At 64.0% G+C, this 15,776-nt stretch carries 13 protein-coding genes and 1 pseudogene; 8 read left to right on the top strand and 6 right to left on the bottom strand.

Going from position 1 to position 15,776, the window contains the following annotated elements:
- Positions 1–79: 79 nt before the first annotated feature.
- The 4 genes from M1E17_RS18710 to M1E17_RS18695 all read left to right on the top strand — a co-directional run bounded on the left by M1E17_RS18710 (position 80) and on the right by M1E17_RS18695 (position 6,859).
- Positions 80–2,110 carry a LuxR C-terminal-related transcriptional regulator gene (locus M1E17_RS18710; protein WP_457963423.1) on the top strand — a complete coding sequence of 677 codons (2,031 nt, stop codon included), beginning with the start codon at positions 80–82 and terminating at the stop codon, positions 2,108–2,110.
- Between the two features lie 166 nt (positions 2,111–2,276).
- Positions 2,277–3,341, top strand: coding sequence for an IniB N-terminal domain-containing protein (locus M1E17_RS18705; protein ID WP_457963422.1), 1,065 nt, complete (start codon positions 2,277–2,279; stop codon positions 3,339–3,341).
- Positions 3,342–3,548: 207 nt separating this feature from the next.
- Positions 3,549–5,378 carry a dynamin family protein gene (locus M1E17_RS18700; RefSeq protein ID WP_457967835.1) on the top strand — a complete coding sequence of 610 codons (1,830 nt, stop codon included), beginning with the start codon at positions 3,549–3,551 and terminating at the stop codon, positions 5,376–5,378.
- A complete protein-coding gene (locus tag M1E17_RS18695) occupies positions 5,375–6,859 on the top strand; it encodes a dynamin family protein (protein WP_457963421.1) in 1,485 nt (494 codons plus the stop codon). Before M1E17_RS18700 ends, M1E17_RS18695 begins: the two co-directional genes overlap by 4 nt.
- Before the next feature lie 46 nt (positions 6,860–6,905).
- Here M1E17_RS18695 and M1E17_RS18690 read toward each other — a convergent pair whose 3' ends face one another.
- Both M1E17_RS18690 and M1E17_RS18685 read right to left on the bottom strand, forming a co-directional pair.
- Complete coding sequence (locus M1E17_RS18690; RefSeq protein WP_457963420.1) at positions 6,906–7,334, bottom strand: hypothetical protein; 429 nt, start codon at positions 7,332–7,334, stop codon at positions 6,906–6,908.
- A gap of 638 nt (positions 7,335–7,972) precedes the next feature.
- Positions 7,973–8,320: pseudogene (locus tag M1E17_RS18685) on the bottom strand (PLDc N-terminal domain-containing protein); the annotation flags it as partial.
- 61 nt (positions 8,321–8,381) lie between these two features.
- Between M1E17_RS18685 and M1E17_RS18680 the strand changes: the two are divergent.
- On the top strand, positions 8,382–8,750 hold the full coding sequence (locus M1E17_RS18680; protein WP_457963419.1) for a DUF4229 domain-containing protein: 369 nt from the start codon (positions 8,382–8,384) through the stop codon (positions 8,748–8,750).
- A 9-nt stretch (positions 8,751–8,759) separates the two neighbouring features.
- Here the strand turns inward: M1E17_RS18680 and M1E17_RS18675 are convergent, their stop codons facing one another.
- The 4 genes from M1E17_RS18675 to M1E17_RS18660 form a co-directional block, all read right to left on the bottom strand.
- The gene (locus M1E17_RS18675; RefSeq protein WP_457963418.1) at positions 8,760–9,641 is read right to left on the bottom strand and encodes a 1,4-dihydroxy-2-naphthoate polyprenyltransferase; all 882 of its coding nucleotides are present in this window, start codon (positions 9,639–9,641) and stop codon (positions 8,760–8,762) included.
- 86 nt (positions 9,642–9,727) lie between these two features.
- Entirely contained in the window at positions 9,728–10,951 is a 1,224-nt protein-coding gene (locus M1E17_RS18670) for an AMP-binding protein (protein ID WP_457963417.1), read from the bottom strand.
- Between the two features lie 12 nt (positions 10,952–10,963).
- On the bottom strand, positions 10,964–11,932 hold the full coding sequence (locus M1E17_RS18665; RefSeq protein ID WP_457963416.1) for a 1,4-dihydroxy-2-naphthoyl-CoA synthase: 969 nt from the start codon (positions 11,930–11,932) through the stop codon (positions 10,964–10,966).
- 21 nt (positions 11,933–11,953) lie between these two features.
- Complete coding sequence (locus M1E17_RS18660) at positions 11,954–12,394, bottom strand: VOC family protein (protein ID WP_457963415.1); 441 nt, start codon at positions 12,392–12,394, stop codon at positions 11,954–11,956.
- A 231-nt stretch (positions 12,395–12,625) separates the two neighbouring features.
- Between M1E17_RS18660 and M1E17_RS18655 the strand changes: the two genes are divergently transcribed.
- The 3 genes from M1E17_RS18655 to M1E17_RS18645 are packed head-to-tail and all read left to right on the top strand — an operon-like array spanning position 12,626 to position 15,772.
- The gene (locus M1E17_RS18655; protein ID WP_457963414.1) at positions 12,626–13,903 is read left to right on the top strand and encodes an ABC transporter substrate-binding protein; all 1,278 of its coding nucleotides are present in this window, start codon (positions 12,626–12,628) and stop codon (positions 13,901–13,903) included.
- 3 nt (positions 13,904–13,906) lie between these two features.
- A complete protein-coding gene (locus M1E17_RS18650; protein ID WP_457963413.1) occupies positions 13,907–14,851 on the top strand; it encodes a carbohydrate ABC transporter permease in 945 nt (314 codons plus the stop codon).
- Between the two features lie 3 nt (positions 14,852–14,854).
- On the top strand, positions 14,855–15,772 hold the full coding sequence (locus M1E17_RS18645) for a carbohydrate ABC transporter permease (protein WP_457963412.1): 918 nt from the start codon (positions 14,855–14,857) through the stop codon (positions 15,770–15,772).
- The last annotated feature ends 4 nt before the right edge of the window (positions 15,773–15,776 follow it).

Genomic DNA, 15,776 nt, shown 5'->3' with positions numbered 1-15,776 from the left:
CGGGGTGCAGACCGAAATCACTGAAAGCACTGAAAGCACTGAAAGCACTATGCCGGAGGAGCCAAGGGTTCAGCCCCCAATGCACGGCAGTGCCGAGTACATGGCCAAGCAGCTGCGGGGTGAAAATGCCGCGGTGCGGGAACTCCTGCTCGCCCTGTCGGTTGGCTTCACCTTGCCAGGCCCACTGCCGCGGGAACTGGAACGGAGGCTGGAAAGCCCCGAAGTGGAGGGCATCGACGCCTTGGTGGCCAGGGCAGAAGCATCAGGCCTGCTGGGGCCGGGCGGCACAGTAGTAGGTCCCGCACAGCATGCTCTCCTGACCGTTACACCTACGGCCAGGATCCACGCGCTGCAGAAGGAACTCGTATCAAACTTCGCCGCGGAGGGGCGGCCATTGGGTGAGTTTGCCCGCGAACTGGCACGGAGCGGCCTGGCCGATCCACGGGTGGCGGCGGAACTTGAAAAAGCGGCGGACAAAGCGCTCGAGCATGATCCGGGCCTGTCCTCCCAACTTTACGGCGAAGCCCTGCTGGCGGGAGCCGATGAGCTGGCCACAGCAGCCCGCCGTGCGCAGGCTGCTGCGGCCATGGGGGACCTGGATGCCGCGGGACGCATCGTTGACGAACTTCTGGTGGCGCCGCATGCTCCCGGCCTCCGCCTGGGCGTGGACGTTGCCGCCGCGGTATGGGCGCAGCGTGGCATGCTGGCCCGCGGCGCCGACGTCTACAGCTGGCTTGGCAAGGAGGGAGTGGGGCCTTCCGCGCCCCTGGCCGCAGTGGCTTTGGTGGGATGCGGTAACCGGGCGGGTGCCGAGGCCATGTTTTCCCCGGATTCAGAGCCTGCTTCTCCCACACTGCTGGGTGTGGCGCTGAGCCAGATGGGAAAAGGCATCCTTGAGTCGCTTGCCGGTGAACCCCATCAGGGGCTGCCCGTGTTGATTCATGCTTCGGACATGCTGAACTCAGCTGGAGTGGCACCCCCGCTTCCGGACACCCCCGGGGCGCTGGCCGCTCTGCTGGCGCTGCACACCGGGGAACCCCACCTTGCAGACACCATCCTCCGATCAGCTATCGCTGCCGGGCAGGGAGGTGATGCCGCCAAGCCACGGCTATGCCTGCTTCAGGCCTGGTCAGCCATGCAGCAGGACAATCCAGACGAAGCCCGGCTGTCCATCAACGAGGCCTCGAAAGCGAACCACTGGCCACTTGTACCGCGCGATGAGTTCCTCTGCGCCACCTTGGAAGTGGGCCTCGCCCGGAGAAGCGGTGAGGTCCATGACCTGGTCATGGCTTGGGAACGTGCGCGCGAGGCAATGCTGCACACCACGGTGGATCTTTATAGCTTGTTGCCGTGGGGTGAGCTCATGATTGCCGGTGCCCGACTGCGGGAAAGCCGGCGGGTGTCGCCTTACCTTGACGAGGCCTGGAAACTGCTGGCCAGGCTTGGCGAGCCTCCGCTCTGGGCCGTACCGCTGCACTGGGCTGCAGTCCAAGCTGCGCTGCTGAACGAGAGCCCCGCTGCCTTGGCGCCGCATGCCTCAAGCCTGGTGCGGGCAGCAGGCCACAGCCATCTGGCCGCGGTGCTCGCGGCGGCGGGCAAGGCATGGGTTTCAGTCCTGGCGGGCCGCTTTCAGGCTGCTGCCGTGGAACAGGCCGCGCACGGCCTGAATGCTGTGGGCATGCCATGGGAAGGTGCACGGTTGGCTGGCCACGCAGCGGCCCGGGCTGATGACCGGAGGGACATGGTGAGGCTGCTGGCGTGTGCCCGGGACCTGCACCCGCAGGCAAGCTCCGCCGGAACCGGGACAGTAAGCCCGGCGCCGGCGTCGGCCGCATCTTCACCTTCTGAGATCCGTGAAAATGCCGCTCCAGAACAAGTTAAGGTCCGCCAGCCGGCCGCCCCCGTCCTCAGCGAACGTGAGAAGGAAGTGGCCCGGCTGGTCCTGGAGGGCAAGACCTACCGCGAAATAGGGGAGACCATCTACATTTCGCCCCGTACGGCTGAGCACCACATGGCACGGATCCGACGCCGGTTAGGGGCTGAAAACCGCTCGGATCTCCTGGTTCGGCTGCGGCTGGTCCTGGGCCCGGAGCACTCGCCGCCGGAGTGATCCCCTATGGCCCCTAAAGCGGAAGCAGGTAATCCCCTAGCTGGGGGCCGTCCGGTAGGGGGCCCGAACCCGATGCCCGGTCTTTGGGTGGGACCGTACGTTGGATTCAAGCCCGGCGAGGACGCCGAGCGATCCGAAACTTAGAGAAGATATGAGGTCCACCCAAATGCCTACTCTCGCAAATCAGCTCGTCCAGTTCCTGATGAGCCTGTTCAACAACCCTGTCGCCGCCCAGGAATTCCTGAATGATCCGGAAAAGGCACTGGACGATGCCGGGCTTGGCGGTGTTTGCTCAGCAGATGTGGACGCAGCGATGCCAGTCGTCCTGGATTACGCGCCCATCACGGTCAACGCTGCCTCGTTTGACCGTGAGTACAACACAGGTGGCAACACCGCCTGGACTGGGCACAATGGCGGCAGCGGCGGCGCCGGCGGTCGTGACCCCGGACACGGCGGTGGACATGGCGGCGGTGGCGGCGGCGGACACCACGAGGACCACGCCCACGCCGTACAGCAGCTGCACCACGTCGTGAACAACTACTCCTACACCACAACAGTGGATGACCGGGACACGATCACCGACCAGTCAGTCAACCAGAACATCTGGGCCGACGGCGATGTCAGGCAGTTCTTCGACAACGATGCCATCATCGCCTCGGGCGACCAGGCCATGGCGGCCGGTGACGACATCGACGTCGAGGATTCCTTCAATGTGGAGGATTCGTACAACACGGATAACTCGGTGGATCACTCCACAGACAACTCGATCTACGCCGGCCGTGACGCAGTAGTTGGCAACACCGAAATCGATGTCGATGCTGACTTGCAGAATGTTGGAAACACCGACAACTCCAAGACGATCGTGGGTTCCTTCAACGAGGACCACTCGACGGAGGTCGAGATCGAGGCTGATCTGGAGAACGTGGGCAACACCTACGTTGACAAGTCGGTTGACGTGGACGCCAACCTGAACAACGTGGGCAACACGACAACAAACACGACAACGAACACGACGACGAACACAACCAAGACCAACATCGAGGACAACATAGTCGTCAAAGACAACAACATCGACTACACCAACGTCGAGGACAACACCGTTGTTGCAGGCAACACGGTGGTGGCGGAGAACGAGTTCGAGTACACCGAAATCGACGACATCACGGTCATCAAGGACAACGACGTCGAGATTGAGAACAACACCGCTATCAATGACTCGGAAGCGGGCTAAGCGTCAGCGCCCGGCAGTGGGAAAGCGCCCGGCAGGGGGACCAACAACCTCCCGCCGGGCACTTGCCCGCCCACCGTACGTACGCATTCATAGTCTTGACGCGAAGGACAGATCGTGGCTGAAACGCAACCATCCGGGGGGCTGGCAACAAGGGTAAGTCCGGCGGGTTCTGCCAGCCAGGCAGGCGATGCCAAACCCATCCAGCCCATGCGGTCAGCCGAACTGGCGAAGCTCGTGGAGCAGGGCATTGAGCTGGTGGGGGCAGGAGACAGGGCAGACCTTCGCAGGCGGCTGGACCAGACATTGCGCCGCGTGAAGGATCCCAGCATCCGCGTGATCGTGGTGGGCGAATTCAAACAGGGCAAAAGCAAGCTCATCAACGCGTTGGTTAACGCCCCGGTGTGCCCCGTCGACGACGATATTGCCACCTCGGTCCCCACGGTCGTCCGGCACGGTGACAGCGCCTCGGCGTCGATACTGTTGCCCAGGCCTGACGCTGAACCCGGCGAGGAAGGGACACTGGAGCGTCAGCCCATCAACATTGAAGACCTCGCCGTCTATGTCTCGGAACGCGGGAATCCCGGAAATGGAAAGAAGCTCGTAGCGGCAGAAGTGTTCCTGCCCCGCACAGTACTCACCGGTGGGTTGACGGTCATCGACTCGCCGGGCGTGGGGGGACTGGCGTCCACGCATACCTTGACTACCCTGACCGCCCTGCCTTCAGCGGATGCCATGCTGTTCGTTTCCGATGCATCACAGGAGTACACCGAACCTGAAATCCGATTCCTGCGCCAGGCCATGCGCATCACGCCGAGCGTGATTGGAGTGGTGTCCAAGACCGACCTCTATCCGGACTGGCGCCGCGTGGTGGAACTGGACCGCGGCCACCTCGCCGAAGTGGCGCCGGATATCCCCATCTTCCCTGTCTCCTCCGACCTCAGGCTTGAGGCCGCGCGTCTGCGGGACGTCGAACTGAACACTGAATCGGGCTTCGCGGACTTGGTGGCCCACCTCAGGAAGGAGGTGGTAGGGAAAGCAGAACGCATCCAGCGCCGGTCCGTCAGCCAGGACCTGCTGTCGGTGGCTGAGAATCTGCGACTTTCCCTGCAATCTGAACTGGGAGCGCTGGAGGACCCGGAAGGCACACCGCAGATGATTGCCGGCCTGGAAGAGGCGAAAGCGCAGGCCGACGAGCTGCGCAAACGGTCGGCCCGCTGGCAGCTTACCCTCAACGACGGCATCACCGACCTGATAGCGGACATGGAGTATGACCTGCGGGACCGGCTGCGCCGCATCCAACGGGAAGCTGAGACGGCCATTGACCAGGGGGACCCTGGCCCCACCTGGCCGGAGTTTTCACTGTGGCTTGAAGAGTGTGTCGCTGCCGCCGTGTCGGACACCTTCGTTTGGACCAGCGAGCGGGCTCAGTGGCTGGCAGCGCAGGTGGCGGGCCACTTCTCCCAGGACGAGGTGGCCCTGCCGGTGCTGCATGTGGCCGATACGGGCGACGCCCTGGACCCCGTGGACGAGATGCCGACCTTGGACGATGGGCACATCAAGCCCATGCAAAAGGTCCTCATTGGCATGCGCGGGTCATATGGCGGAGTGCTCATGTTCGGCCTGTTGACCGGGATTTTTGGCATGGCGCTCATCAATCCGCTGTCGGTGGGTGCTGGTTTGCTGCTGGGGCGCAAGGCATACCGCGAGGACCAGGAGGCCCGGCTTAAGCGACGCCAGGGCGAAGCAAAGGCACTGGTCCGGCGCCAGGTTGACGATGTTGTCTTCCAGGTCGGGAAGCAGCTCAAGGACAGGCTCAGGATGGTCCAGCGGACCACGCGGGATCATTTCACGGAGATCGCGGACGAGCATCACCGTTCGCTCGCGGATTCTGTGGCGGCGGCCCAAAAGGCAGCCACCACGTTCACGCTGGAAAAGGACCTGCGCATCCGGGAGATCAAGGCTGAACTTACGAGGGTGGACGCCCTGCACGGCGCGGCCGAAGTACTCGCCACCGAATCGGCGGTGGTCTCGGCATGACGGAAGAGACCATCACAGAGGTGTCCGACCTCGTGCAGGAGGCCCTCGACGTCTACCGTGATGATCCGGCAGCCACTGCGGCTTTGGAAGGCTATGCCCGCCGGCTGGCCGAACCGCTGCGGATCGCTGTGGCAGGCATGGTGAAGGCAGGAAAATCCACCCTGCTCAATGCGATTATCGGCGAGGAGATAGCCCCCACCGACACCGGTGAATCCACGAAGATCATCACCTGGTACCGCTTCGGGCAAACACCTCGCATCACCATGTATCCCGTGCAGGGCGAGCCGCTGGCCCTGCCCGTCAAACGCGTTGATGGCCGGCTGGTGTTCGTCCTGGGCAGGATGGGCGCAGAGGATGTGAAGCGGCTGGTGGTTGACTGGCCGTCCCGGAACCTCCGCGATGTCACCCTTATTGATACTCCCGGGATCGCCTCGCTGTCTGAGAAGGTATCGGCCCTGTCCACCGGCTTCCTAACCCCTGCCGATGCTCCCTCCCAAGCCGACGCCGTCATATACCTCATGCGGCATATGCATGCAGCGGATCTTCGGTTCCTTGAGTCGTTCAAAGACACGGAGGCGGGAAGGTCCGGGACGGTCAATGCCTTGGCTGTCTTATCCCGGGCAGATGAGATCGGTGCCGGCCGCATCGACTCGCTGCTTTCCGCCGGGGATATTGCAGAGAGGTACCGTCGGGACCACAGCCTGCGCAAGCTGGCATTGGGGGTGGTCCCGGTGGCCGGGCTGTTGGCGCAGAGTGCCCGCAGCCTGCGGCAGTCCGACTTCGAGTCCCTGTCGCTCCTCGCCAGCATGGACCGGCCGGCCCGGGAACGGATACTGCTCTCAGCAGACAGGTTCCTGCGCGCTTCCGTGCCTGAGGGACTGGATCAGGACGCGCGGGCCTCGCTCCTGGCGCGGTTTGGATTGTTCGGCATCAGGCTGGGCGTGGTGCTCATCAGGAGTGGCTTCACGGAGCCCACCCCGCTGGCACACGAACTGGCACGCCGGAGCGGCCTGGATCCGCTCCTTGACATGCTGAACCGCCAATTCCAGGCCCGGGCCGATACGCTCAAAGCCCGGACTGCGCTGGTGGGAGTTGAGGCACTGCTTCGAGATTCGCCACGGGACGGCTCAGGACAATTGGCGGCGGCTTTGGAGCGAATACAGGTCAATGCGCATGAGTTCCGCGAGCTCCGCCTTCTGGCAACCCTGCGCACCACCGGAGTGGCGCTCAACCATGATTTGGCCGAAGAAGCGGAGCGGCTGGTGGGCGGCTGGGGAACGGCACCACGCCTTCGGCTTTGCCTGCAGCCGGAGTCAGGCCCGGAGGAGATCAGCGCTGAGGCGCGCAGGTGCCTGCAACGGTGGCGGATGGTGAGTGAAAGCCCCGTGACGGACCGATCGGCCGCGGACGTATGCCGTGTGGTGATGCGAAGCTGTGAGGGTGTTCTCGCCGAATGCGCTGCACTTCAATTGAACCGCTAGGCACAAGTACCGGTAGAGGATCTTTCCTGCAGTTGACGGGTGTGATTTACAGCCTCTGCCGGGAGCGGAACCACGCTGCGCTGGAAGGCAGAAAGAGCAGCACCAGCCCGGCGAAGGCAAGGAGCAGTTGGGCGGCCCAGAGCAGCACTACGTAGCTGCCAGAGTCGTTCGCAGGTACCAGGAACGACCCCGCCACCAGCATGGCGCCCACATGGCCAAGGAGCAGCGGAATCATGACCCAGCGGGCCCAGCCGCGCTGGTTCATGGCACTTCCCAGGGTCATGGCCTCCAGGAGGATCACCAGGAGCAGGGTGCCGACGCTGCCCCAGAACACGATGGCCACCGACGTGGTCAGGGCATCGGCTTCGGCGCCGGGCGCCATCTGGTCCACTACACCGCGGAGGCGCTCCAAATGGGCGTCCCGCGAAAAGAATGCTGCTGCCAGCACCGCCAGGCCGCACAGAAAACTCAACACCCACAGAGTCCTGGCCAGCCTCACCATGCGCGGAGGCGGCTGGATCACGACTATGGGAGCGGGGGCGGAGTAGGACAACCCTGGCCGGGGAGGGGGACTGGCGGGAGGCTGGCCGGCAGTCCCGGCTGGACCTGGAGACCAGGCCGCATGACTGCCAGTGGACTGGCTGGCTGGCTCCGGAGACCCAGCCGCAGGGCTGGCGGGCTGACTCGAACGATGGGTGGCAGGGGCAGGCGGCTCGCCTGACGGAGGTTGGGCCTGGGAAGCCGGTAGCTGGTGTTCTCCGTCGGGTCGCTGGGCCATGGTGCCTACTTCAGTTCATCAGTATCGCGTGCATCCGCATCGGCACCGCCGGCGCCTTCTTCATCCAGCGGGCCGTTGCGCTTACCGGCAGCGCCGTTGCTTCCTGAACCGGAGTCTCCCGAAGCTGAGGATCCTGATCCGGGGGCGCCTCCACCGCGAGAACCTGCACCGCCAGAACCTGAGCCGCCAGAACCTGAGCCGCCAGGTCCTGAACCAGGGGTGCCTGAGCCGCCAGATCCTGAGCCGCCAGAGCCTGGACCGCCGGAACCGGCTGGGCCGGAGCCTGTAGAGCCGCCGCCGGACCCTGCGGAGCCGGAGGTGCCTGGCCCCGCTGAGCCGCTGCCTTCGGGGCTGGCCCCCTGTGCGTCCAGTTCATCCTTGAGTTTTTGGAGACGGGCGGCTTCGGCCTGATTGCGACGCCGGACTTCGAGGTTGCGCAGGAAGGCGGGGTCGTCGTCGGGAGCTGTCGGGTGGCTGTAATTCTGCCGGACTTGGGAAGTGCCGCGCGGGCGGCCGATGAGGAGCCACAGAATGGCCCCAACCACCGGCAGGACAATCATCACCACTATCCAGGCGGGTTTGGAGATGCCCCGGGTGAGGCGTCCGTCAGTGCGGATCACGTCCACCAGGCCATAGACAAAAATGGCGAGTACTGCGACGGCGAGAGCCACACGGAAGAGCATGCATAAAGTCTATCGTTCGGACGGGGCAGGGCCTTCGGCGAGCGGCGGCTAAACTTGAATAGTGGCCTTTTTGAAATATTCCCTGATCCGTCTGGCGCTCTTCGCGCCGCTCTTCCTGCTCTTCTATTTCCTGGGGCTGGGTGCGCTGATGTCCGTCGTCTGCGCGGCCCTGATCGCGTTCGCGGTGAGCTACCTGTTCTTCCAGAAACAGCGGGATGAGGCCGCCATGGCTCTCCAACACCGGTTCTCCGGCAAGGCGAAGCCGCTCCGCTCGGCGGGTGAGGTGGAGGATGCCGCGGCAGAGGATTCCGTTCTGGACGCGAACCCGGACGCTGTCATCCGTACGGATGCCACAGACCCCAGGCCCGCAAGCCCGGCCCAAAACAGCAGGGCCAAGGACAGCAGGCCAAAGGGCCTGCATAACAGCTGAGGACTGGCCCTAGAACCCGTGGCTGAGGGCAAGGCCCAGCGAGAAAAGCACGCTGTAGCCGAGGTTGATCAGTCCGGTCTGCTTGAGCACCGGAATCAGGCTTTTGCGCTTGCGGCCATTAATCATGAGCCAGGCCGGCATCAGGCAGGCCGGAATGAGCAGCAGGACAATGAGCATCCAAGGCCGTCCCGGGGCCAGGATGATCACCAGCAGGATCGCAATGGCCAGCATCAGCACGTAGCTTTCGCGGGCATGCTTGTCACCCAGCCTGACAGCGAGGGTCTTCTTGCCTGCCCGCATGTCGGTGGGAATGTCCCGGACGTTGTTGGCCATCAGTAGCGCCGTTGCAATCAGCCCGGTCCCGATGGCGCCGATGATGGACGCCAGGTTGATCTGCCCGGCCTGCGTGTACGTGGTGCCCAGGGTGGCCACCAGGCCAAAGAACACAAACACAAACACATCGCCCAGGCCCTTGTAGCCATAAGGGTTCTTGCCGCCGGTGTAGCCCCAGGCAGCCAGGACGCACCCTACTCCCACCAGGATCAGCCACCAGCTCTGCGTGATGATCACCAACGCCAGACCCAGCACCATGGCCGCCGTGAACGCACCAAACGCCGCATATTTGACCTGTTCGGGGCGGGCAGCGCCTGAGCCCACCAGGCGCAGCGGGCCGACCCTGTCCTCGTCCGTGCCGCGGATTCCGTCTGAGTAGTCGTTGGCGTAATTCACGCCGATCTGCAGGAGGAGCGCCACCAGGGCGGCCAGCACGGCATTGACCGGGCGGAACGAATCCATTTCGAATGCAGCGGCGGTGCCGATCAGTACGGGGGCGATCGCCGCCGGCAAAGTGCGGAGGCGGGCGCCTTGGATCCATTGTGCGGCTGTGGCCACGGTGAGTACCTCGTGTTGGGTCGGAAAAACAGTGAATCAGTGACGGTGCAGCCGGTCCCGATAGGGCCGGGAGGTGCAGGACTACTCTACTTTCCCTGATGCAAAGCGTTGAGCCGCTCCGTCATAGCCAGGCGGTCCGGCTTCCCATTTGGCAACATAAGAAGCGCCGAATCGGCGAGCACTGTCTTGGGGGCGAGGAGTCCCAGGGCCTGGCGCCACTCCTGCTCGAGGACGACGGCGGGATCCCCGGCGCCGTGATCGTCACCCGCGCTGGCAGACCCGGCGGGATGTCCGGCAGGATGTCCGGCCAGTGCGACATACGCGGCCACGGCCTCGCCCCATTCCGCTGACGGGACGCCGGCCACAAAAGCCGCCAGGACGCCGTCGGACTTTTCCAGCTCAGCCTGGACGTGCGCGGCCGAAACCTTCACGCCGCCGGTGACGATGACGTCGTCGGCCCGGCCCAGCACCGTCAGCCGTCCGTCAGCATCAAGGATGCCCAGGTCGCTGGTACGGAACCAGCGCACGCCGTCCTCCTCGAAGAACGTGTCGGTGCCTTCAGGCGAGTCAAGGTAGCCGGCGGCTATCGTGTCACCGCCCAGGAGGATGCGGCCGTCCTCCTCCACCCGGACGTTCACCCCTTCCAGCGGCACGCCGTCATACACGCAGCCACCGCAGGTTTCGGCCGAGCCGTAGGTGGTGATGACCCGGACTCCGGCCTGACGTGCTGCCTCCAGCAGTTCCGCCGACGCCGGGGCGCCGCCGAGCAGGATGCCGTTGAAGCGGCGCAGCACAGCCAGCGTCTCGGGAGCCGGCGAGGACAGCAGCCGCTGCAGTTGGGTGGGCACAAGCGACGTGAACCTTATCTTGTCCGTCAGCTCCAGCGCGGCGGCGGTAAAGGCCTCCGGCGTGAAGCCTTCGGACATGTCCATCACCCATGGACGCGTGCCTGCAAACAGCGAGCGCACCAGGACCTGCAGCCCCGCGACATACTGCACGGGCAGCGCCAGGAGCCACTGGCCTTCGCCCCGCAGTGCCAGGGCCGTTGCCATGGAGGACGACGCCAGGGCCTCCACCGTCAGGATGGTGGCTTTGGGGGCGCCGGTGGATCCGGACGTGCGGACCACGGCGACGGCGTCGTCGCAGCCGGGGGTCTCAACGTGTCCCACCACCAGGTTCCCGGTAGGGCCAATGGAAAGTTCGACGGCGGGGCCCTCGCCATGGAGCGCAGCTGCGAGTGCCTTGAGAGCAGGGTCGATGTCCACGGGGCCAGCGTTCATGGGGCCTGGATTCATGGGTTCGAAAGTCATGGAAGTCCTGCCTTAGAAGTAGTGCGGGAAACGGGACCAGTCGGGGTCGCGTTTTTCCAGGAACGCTTCCTTGCCTTCCACGGCTTCGTCCGTCATGTAGGCAAGCCGGGTGGCCTCGCCTGCGAAGACCTGCTGGCCGGCAAGGCCGTCGTCGGCGAGGTTGAAGGCGAACTTGAGCATGCGGATGGCCTGGGGGGACTGGCGGGCGATGTCAGCCGCGTATTCCAGTGCAACGTCCTCCAGTCGGTGGTGGTCCACGGCCTCGTTCACGGCGCCCATCCGAACCATGTCCTCAGCGGAATATTCACGGGCCAGGAAAAAGATCTCCCGGGCGGCCTTCTGGCCGATCTGGCGGGCCAGCAGCGCGGAGCCATAGCCGGCGTCGAAACTGCCCACGGTGGCATCTGTCTGCTTGAACTTGCCGTGCTCGCGGGAGGCGATGGTGAGGTCCGAGACCACGTGCAGGGAGTGCCCGCCGCCGGCCGCCCAGCCGTTGACGACGGCGATGACCACCTTGGGCATGGTGCGCATGAGCCGCTGGACTTCCAGTATGTGGAGCCGGCCGGCACGCGCGGGATCGATGGTTTCCGTCGTCTCGCCATCGCCTGTGTCTTGTACTACGTACCGGTAACCGTCACGGCCCCGGATCCGCTGGTCCCCGCCCGAGCAGAACGAGTGGCCGCCGTCCTTCTCCGAAGGTCCGTTGCCGGTGAGCAGCACGGTGGCGACGTCCGGCGTCATCCGGGCGTGGTCCATGGCGCGGTAGAGCTCATCCACGGTGCCGGGACGGAAGGCGTTGCGCACCTCCGGACGGTTGAACGCGATCCGGACCGTGGGCAGGTCCCTGATCACCGAGCCGTCGGCTCCCCGTTCCACCTGGCGGTGGTACGTCATGTCCTGGAAGTCGTCGAAGCCGGACACGGTGCGCCAGCGGGAAGGATCAAAAACGTCGGACACCTTGGCGGGGAATTGGTTGCTCACCGGACAAGTCTAGTAATCGGCTCAGCTGATGCAGAACTCGTTGCCCTCGGGGTCCGCCATGGTGTGCCAGGAATGCGGGCCCTGGCTTGCGGTCCAAAGGAATGTGGCTCCCCGGGCTTCGAGTGCCTTTCTTACCTCATCCTTGTCCCGCCCGTCCAGGTCCACGTCCCAGTGCACCCGGTTCTTGACGGTCTTTCCTTCGGGTGCAGTCTGGAAGAGGAGGCGCCTGGTGGGCTTGGCCGCCTCGAGCTCCTCCGGCGGCCGGATGGCGCAGCCCTCGCGCCAGACGAGCTTGCCCTTGTGGACCAGCGTCTGGTCCTCCGTGGCAAACCCCTGGTTGATCATTGACCTGATGAAGGCCTCGTCCTGCGGCTCCACCTCCCATTCAAGCGTTTCGGCCCACCAATCAGCGAGCTGGTGCGGGTTACTGCAGTCGGTGACAATCTGAATGTTCAGTCCCATGGACCCAACCTACGACGGCGGCAGGCCCGGCCGGTAGGCCAAGGCTCCCTTCTTCAGGTGGACAAATGCATGTACGTTCGCTTGACAGATTGTCATGACATAAGTCACAGTATGGGGGCGAGGGAAAGGCTTTTCCCAACCAGTGGCAGGGTGGCCTCCGCGTCCCTCCATTTTTTACCCAGCCCGGTCCGCAGGCAGCGGCCCACGCCCCGCAAGAGACAGGACAGAGCATTGTCAGAGCAGACAAGAATCTCCAGCATCAGCCGCAGGCAGTTCGGACTGACGGCGTTTGGCCTTTCGGCCCTTGCCGCGGGGCTTACCGCTTGTGGAAGCGGCGGCGGAGGGGGCACGGCAGATCCTTCAAAGCCCCTTCAGCTGATCCTCTCCGGCGATACCAACCAGGGCGGCGCGTTTGCGGCAGCCGCCAAGAAGTACAAGGAAGCCACCGGCATCACCATCGAAGTGGTGGACGTCCCCACGGCGGACATCACCACCAAGCTCAAGAACGCCGCCACCGCCAACGACCTGCCGGCCCTGGCGCGTGTGACCAGCATTGACCCGCTGTGGGTCAACCAGCTCCAGGACCTGACAGACATCGCCAAGTCCCGGAACATCGACGAAAAGTTCCTGCAGGAGGCCCCGGACGGAACCATTCCGGCCATCCCCTCCGACCTCACCGCCGTCGGACTGTTTGTAAACAAGAGCCTCTTCGACAAAGCCGGCGTGGCCTACCCCTCCGCTCTTGAGGACGCCTGGACCTGGGATGAGTTTGTTGCGGCCGTCACGGAGGTCCGCGAGAAGGCAGGCGCCAAGTACGGCGTGGTCATGGACCGGTCCGGCCACCGCCTGCGCGCCATGATGTACGAGTTCGGCAGCAGCGCCTTCGCCAAGGAAGGCGACAAGTACGCCGGCGACGACAAGGCCGTGGAAACGCTGGAGTACTTCCAAAAGATCAACGACGACAAAACCATGCCGAAGTCCGTCTGGCTCAGCGGCGAAGACGGCAACGCCATGTTCAAGAGCGGCCAGGTGGCGGCGTACTACTCCGGCAGCTGGCAGGTTGCCGACTTCAACAAGAACATCAAGGACTTCGAATGGCTTTCCGTGCCGCTGCCCAAGAAGGAAGTCAGCGCCACTAACCTCGGCGGCGGCTTCATGGTCGCCTTCAAGGACACCGGCGCCGACGAGGAAGCCAAGAAGTTCATCGAGTGGTTCTACGATGACGCCAACTACACGGAGTTCGCTAAGCTCGGCGGCTACCTGCCCGTCAAGGCAGACCTGAAGGTGGAGTACCCGTTCCAGCAGGCCTCTTTCGAGCTGTACCAGAAGCAGATCGCCGGCAATGAGGCAAAGGGTGACAATGCCATCAAGCGGGTGGTGGCCGAAGCATACGCCGAGACCCCGTTCTCCGGGGACCCGCTGCGTGAGGAAACCGTCAAGATGCTCGGCGGCAGCCAGGACGCCAAAACCACGGTGGATAACATCGTGAAGCTCTACAACGGCGGCTAAGCCGTGGCTACTCCAACCAGGGGATCCACGCTGACGCCTGAGACGCTCCGCACGCCGGCCGTGCGGAGCAAGTCCCAGCAGAAGCGCCACAACCGCTACGTCATTGCCCCGCTGATCCTCATCGGGGTCAACGTGGTGCTCTTCCTCGTGTTTTTCGTCTGGCCCGGGGCCTTGGGCCTGATCTACTCATTCACGGACTACCGCGGTGTGGGCAGGCTGAACTTCATTGGCTTGGCCAACTTCCAGAAGCTCTTCGCGGACAGCACGTTTTACGCTGCACTGACCCGCACGTTCCTCTACACCCTGCTGTCGGTGCCGCTGATCTACGTTTCCTCCCTCGGCGTTGCGGCCCTCCTTGTGAGCAGGGCCGTCAGGGGGCGGACCGCTGCCAAGATCGTGATCTTCCTGCCCTGGCTGATCTCCCCGATTGTGGTGGGTGTCATCTGGAAATGGATGTTCGGACAGGACTTCGGGTTCGTCAACTTCGTGATCTCCGCCCTGGGTGGAAGCCCGTTGCCGTGGTCCAGCAACGCCAACCTGGCCCTGACCGTGGTGATCTTTGCCGCGGCCTGGGGCGGAACCGCCTTCAACATGCTCCTGTTCATCGCAGCGCTGAAGAACATTCCCGAAGCCTTGCTGGAGGCTGCCGAACTGGACGGGGCCAACGCCTGGCAACGGTTCCGGCATGTGACACTGCCCGGCATCGCCCCGACGTCGTTCATGGTCATCCTGCTTTCAACGATCCATGCGATGAAGGAATTCGCCATGATTCAGGCGCTGACCAACGGCGGTCCCGGCACGGAGAACGTCCTGATCGTCCAGTACATCTACAAGACCGGCTTTGAGCAGTCCAAGGTGGGTTACGCCAGCGCCGCGTCCATGGTGCTGATGGTGGTCCTGCTGGCTATCGCGCTGATCCAGCTTCGCTTCAACAAGAAGAAGGGCTGACCCATGGCAACAGCTGCCAACCTGCCTCCCGTCTCGGACGAAGTGGCCGTCATCGGGGCCGAAGAAGCCGCCCGCACCGCGGACCAGCGGAACATGCGGAACGGGCGGACCAAACTGTCCGCGCCGCTGACGGGCCTCATGTGGCTGATCGTCGCCATCTACGCGCTGCCGCTGCTGTGGTTCATCCTCAGTTCCTTCAAGCCGGGCAGCGAATTGTTCACGTATCCGCTGTCCATGATCCCGAGGGAATGGACCTTCCAGGGCTTTGTTGACGCTTGGGAGCGCGTGGACTTTGCCCAGTATTTCCTGAACACCGCCACCGTGGCGCTGGTCACCACTGTGCTGACCGTCTTTTTCAGCGCCTGCACAGGCTATGCCCTGGCCAAGTACAACAACCCAGGCACGCGCCTGTTCTTCGTGTGCATCCTGGCAACCACCATGCTGCCCACCGAGGTGATCCTGAACCCCACGTTTACCGTGATCCGGGATCTGGGCCTGTACAACTCGCTGTCGGGCATCATTGTGCCCTCAGTGCTCACGGCCACAGGCGTCTTTATGTTCCGCCAGTTCTTCCTGACGGTCCCCGATGACCTCCTGCATTCAGCCCGGATTGACGGTGCCAGCGAGCTGACCATCTTCTTCCGGATCATGCTGCCGCTGTCCCGGCCCATCCTGTTCACGCTGGCTATCTTTTCGTTCCAGTGGCGCTGGAATGACTACATCTGGCCGCTGATCGTGCTGAACGATCCCAAGTGGTACACCCTCCAGGTGGCTCTGCGGAGCATCGTGGGCGCCGAGAACATCGACTGGCCCGTCCTCCTCGGCGCGTCGGTGATCTCCATCCTGCCGCTGGTCCTGGTGTTCTTCGTGTTCCAGAAATACGTCCTCAACGCCGACGTCAGCGCCGGCCTGAAGGACTAGCTCC

Source organism: Arthrobacter sp. D1-29 (genome assembly GCF_054130585.1).
Note: the sequence above shows the minus strand (reverse complement) of the source record. Positions and strands in the feature narration are given on the sequence as shown.

Coding starts and splice junctions, on each gene's coding strand:
- M1E17_RS18645 (WP_457963412.1), top strand. CDS start 14,855: ATGGCAACAGCTGCCAACCTGCCTCCCGTCTCGGACGAAGTGGCCGTC.
- M1E17_RS18710 (WP_457963423.1), top strand. CDS start 80: ATGCACGGCAGTGCCGAGTACATGGCCAAGCAGCTGCGGGGTGAAAAT.
- M1E17_RS18660 (WP_457963415.1), bottom strand. CDS start 12,394: ATGGGACTGAACATTCAGATTGTCACCGACTGCAGTAACCCGCACCAG.
- M1E17_RS18695 (WP_457963421.1), top strand. CDS start 5,375: ATGACGGAAGAGACCATCACAGAGGTGTCCGACCTCGTGCAGGAGGCC.
- M1E17_RS18700 (WP_457967835.1), top strand. CDS start 3,549: ATGCGGTCAGCCGAACTGGCGAAGCTCGTGGAGCAGGGCATTGAGCTG.
- M1E17_RS18705 (WP_457963422.1), top strand. CDS start 2,277: ATGCCTACTCTCGCAAATCAGCTCGTCCAGTTCCTGATGAGCCTGTTC.
- M1E17_RS18670 (WP_457963417.1), bottom strand. CDS start 10,951: ATGACTTTCGAACCCATGAATCCAGGCCCCATGAACGCTGGCCCCGTG.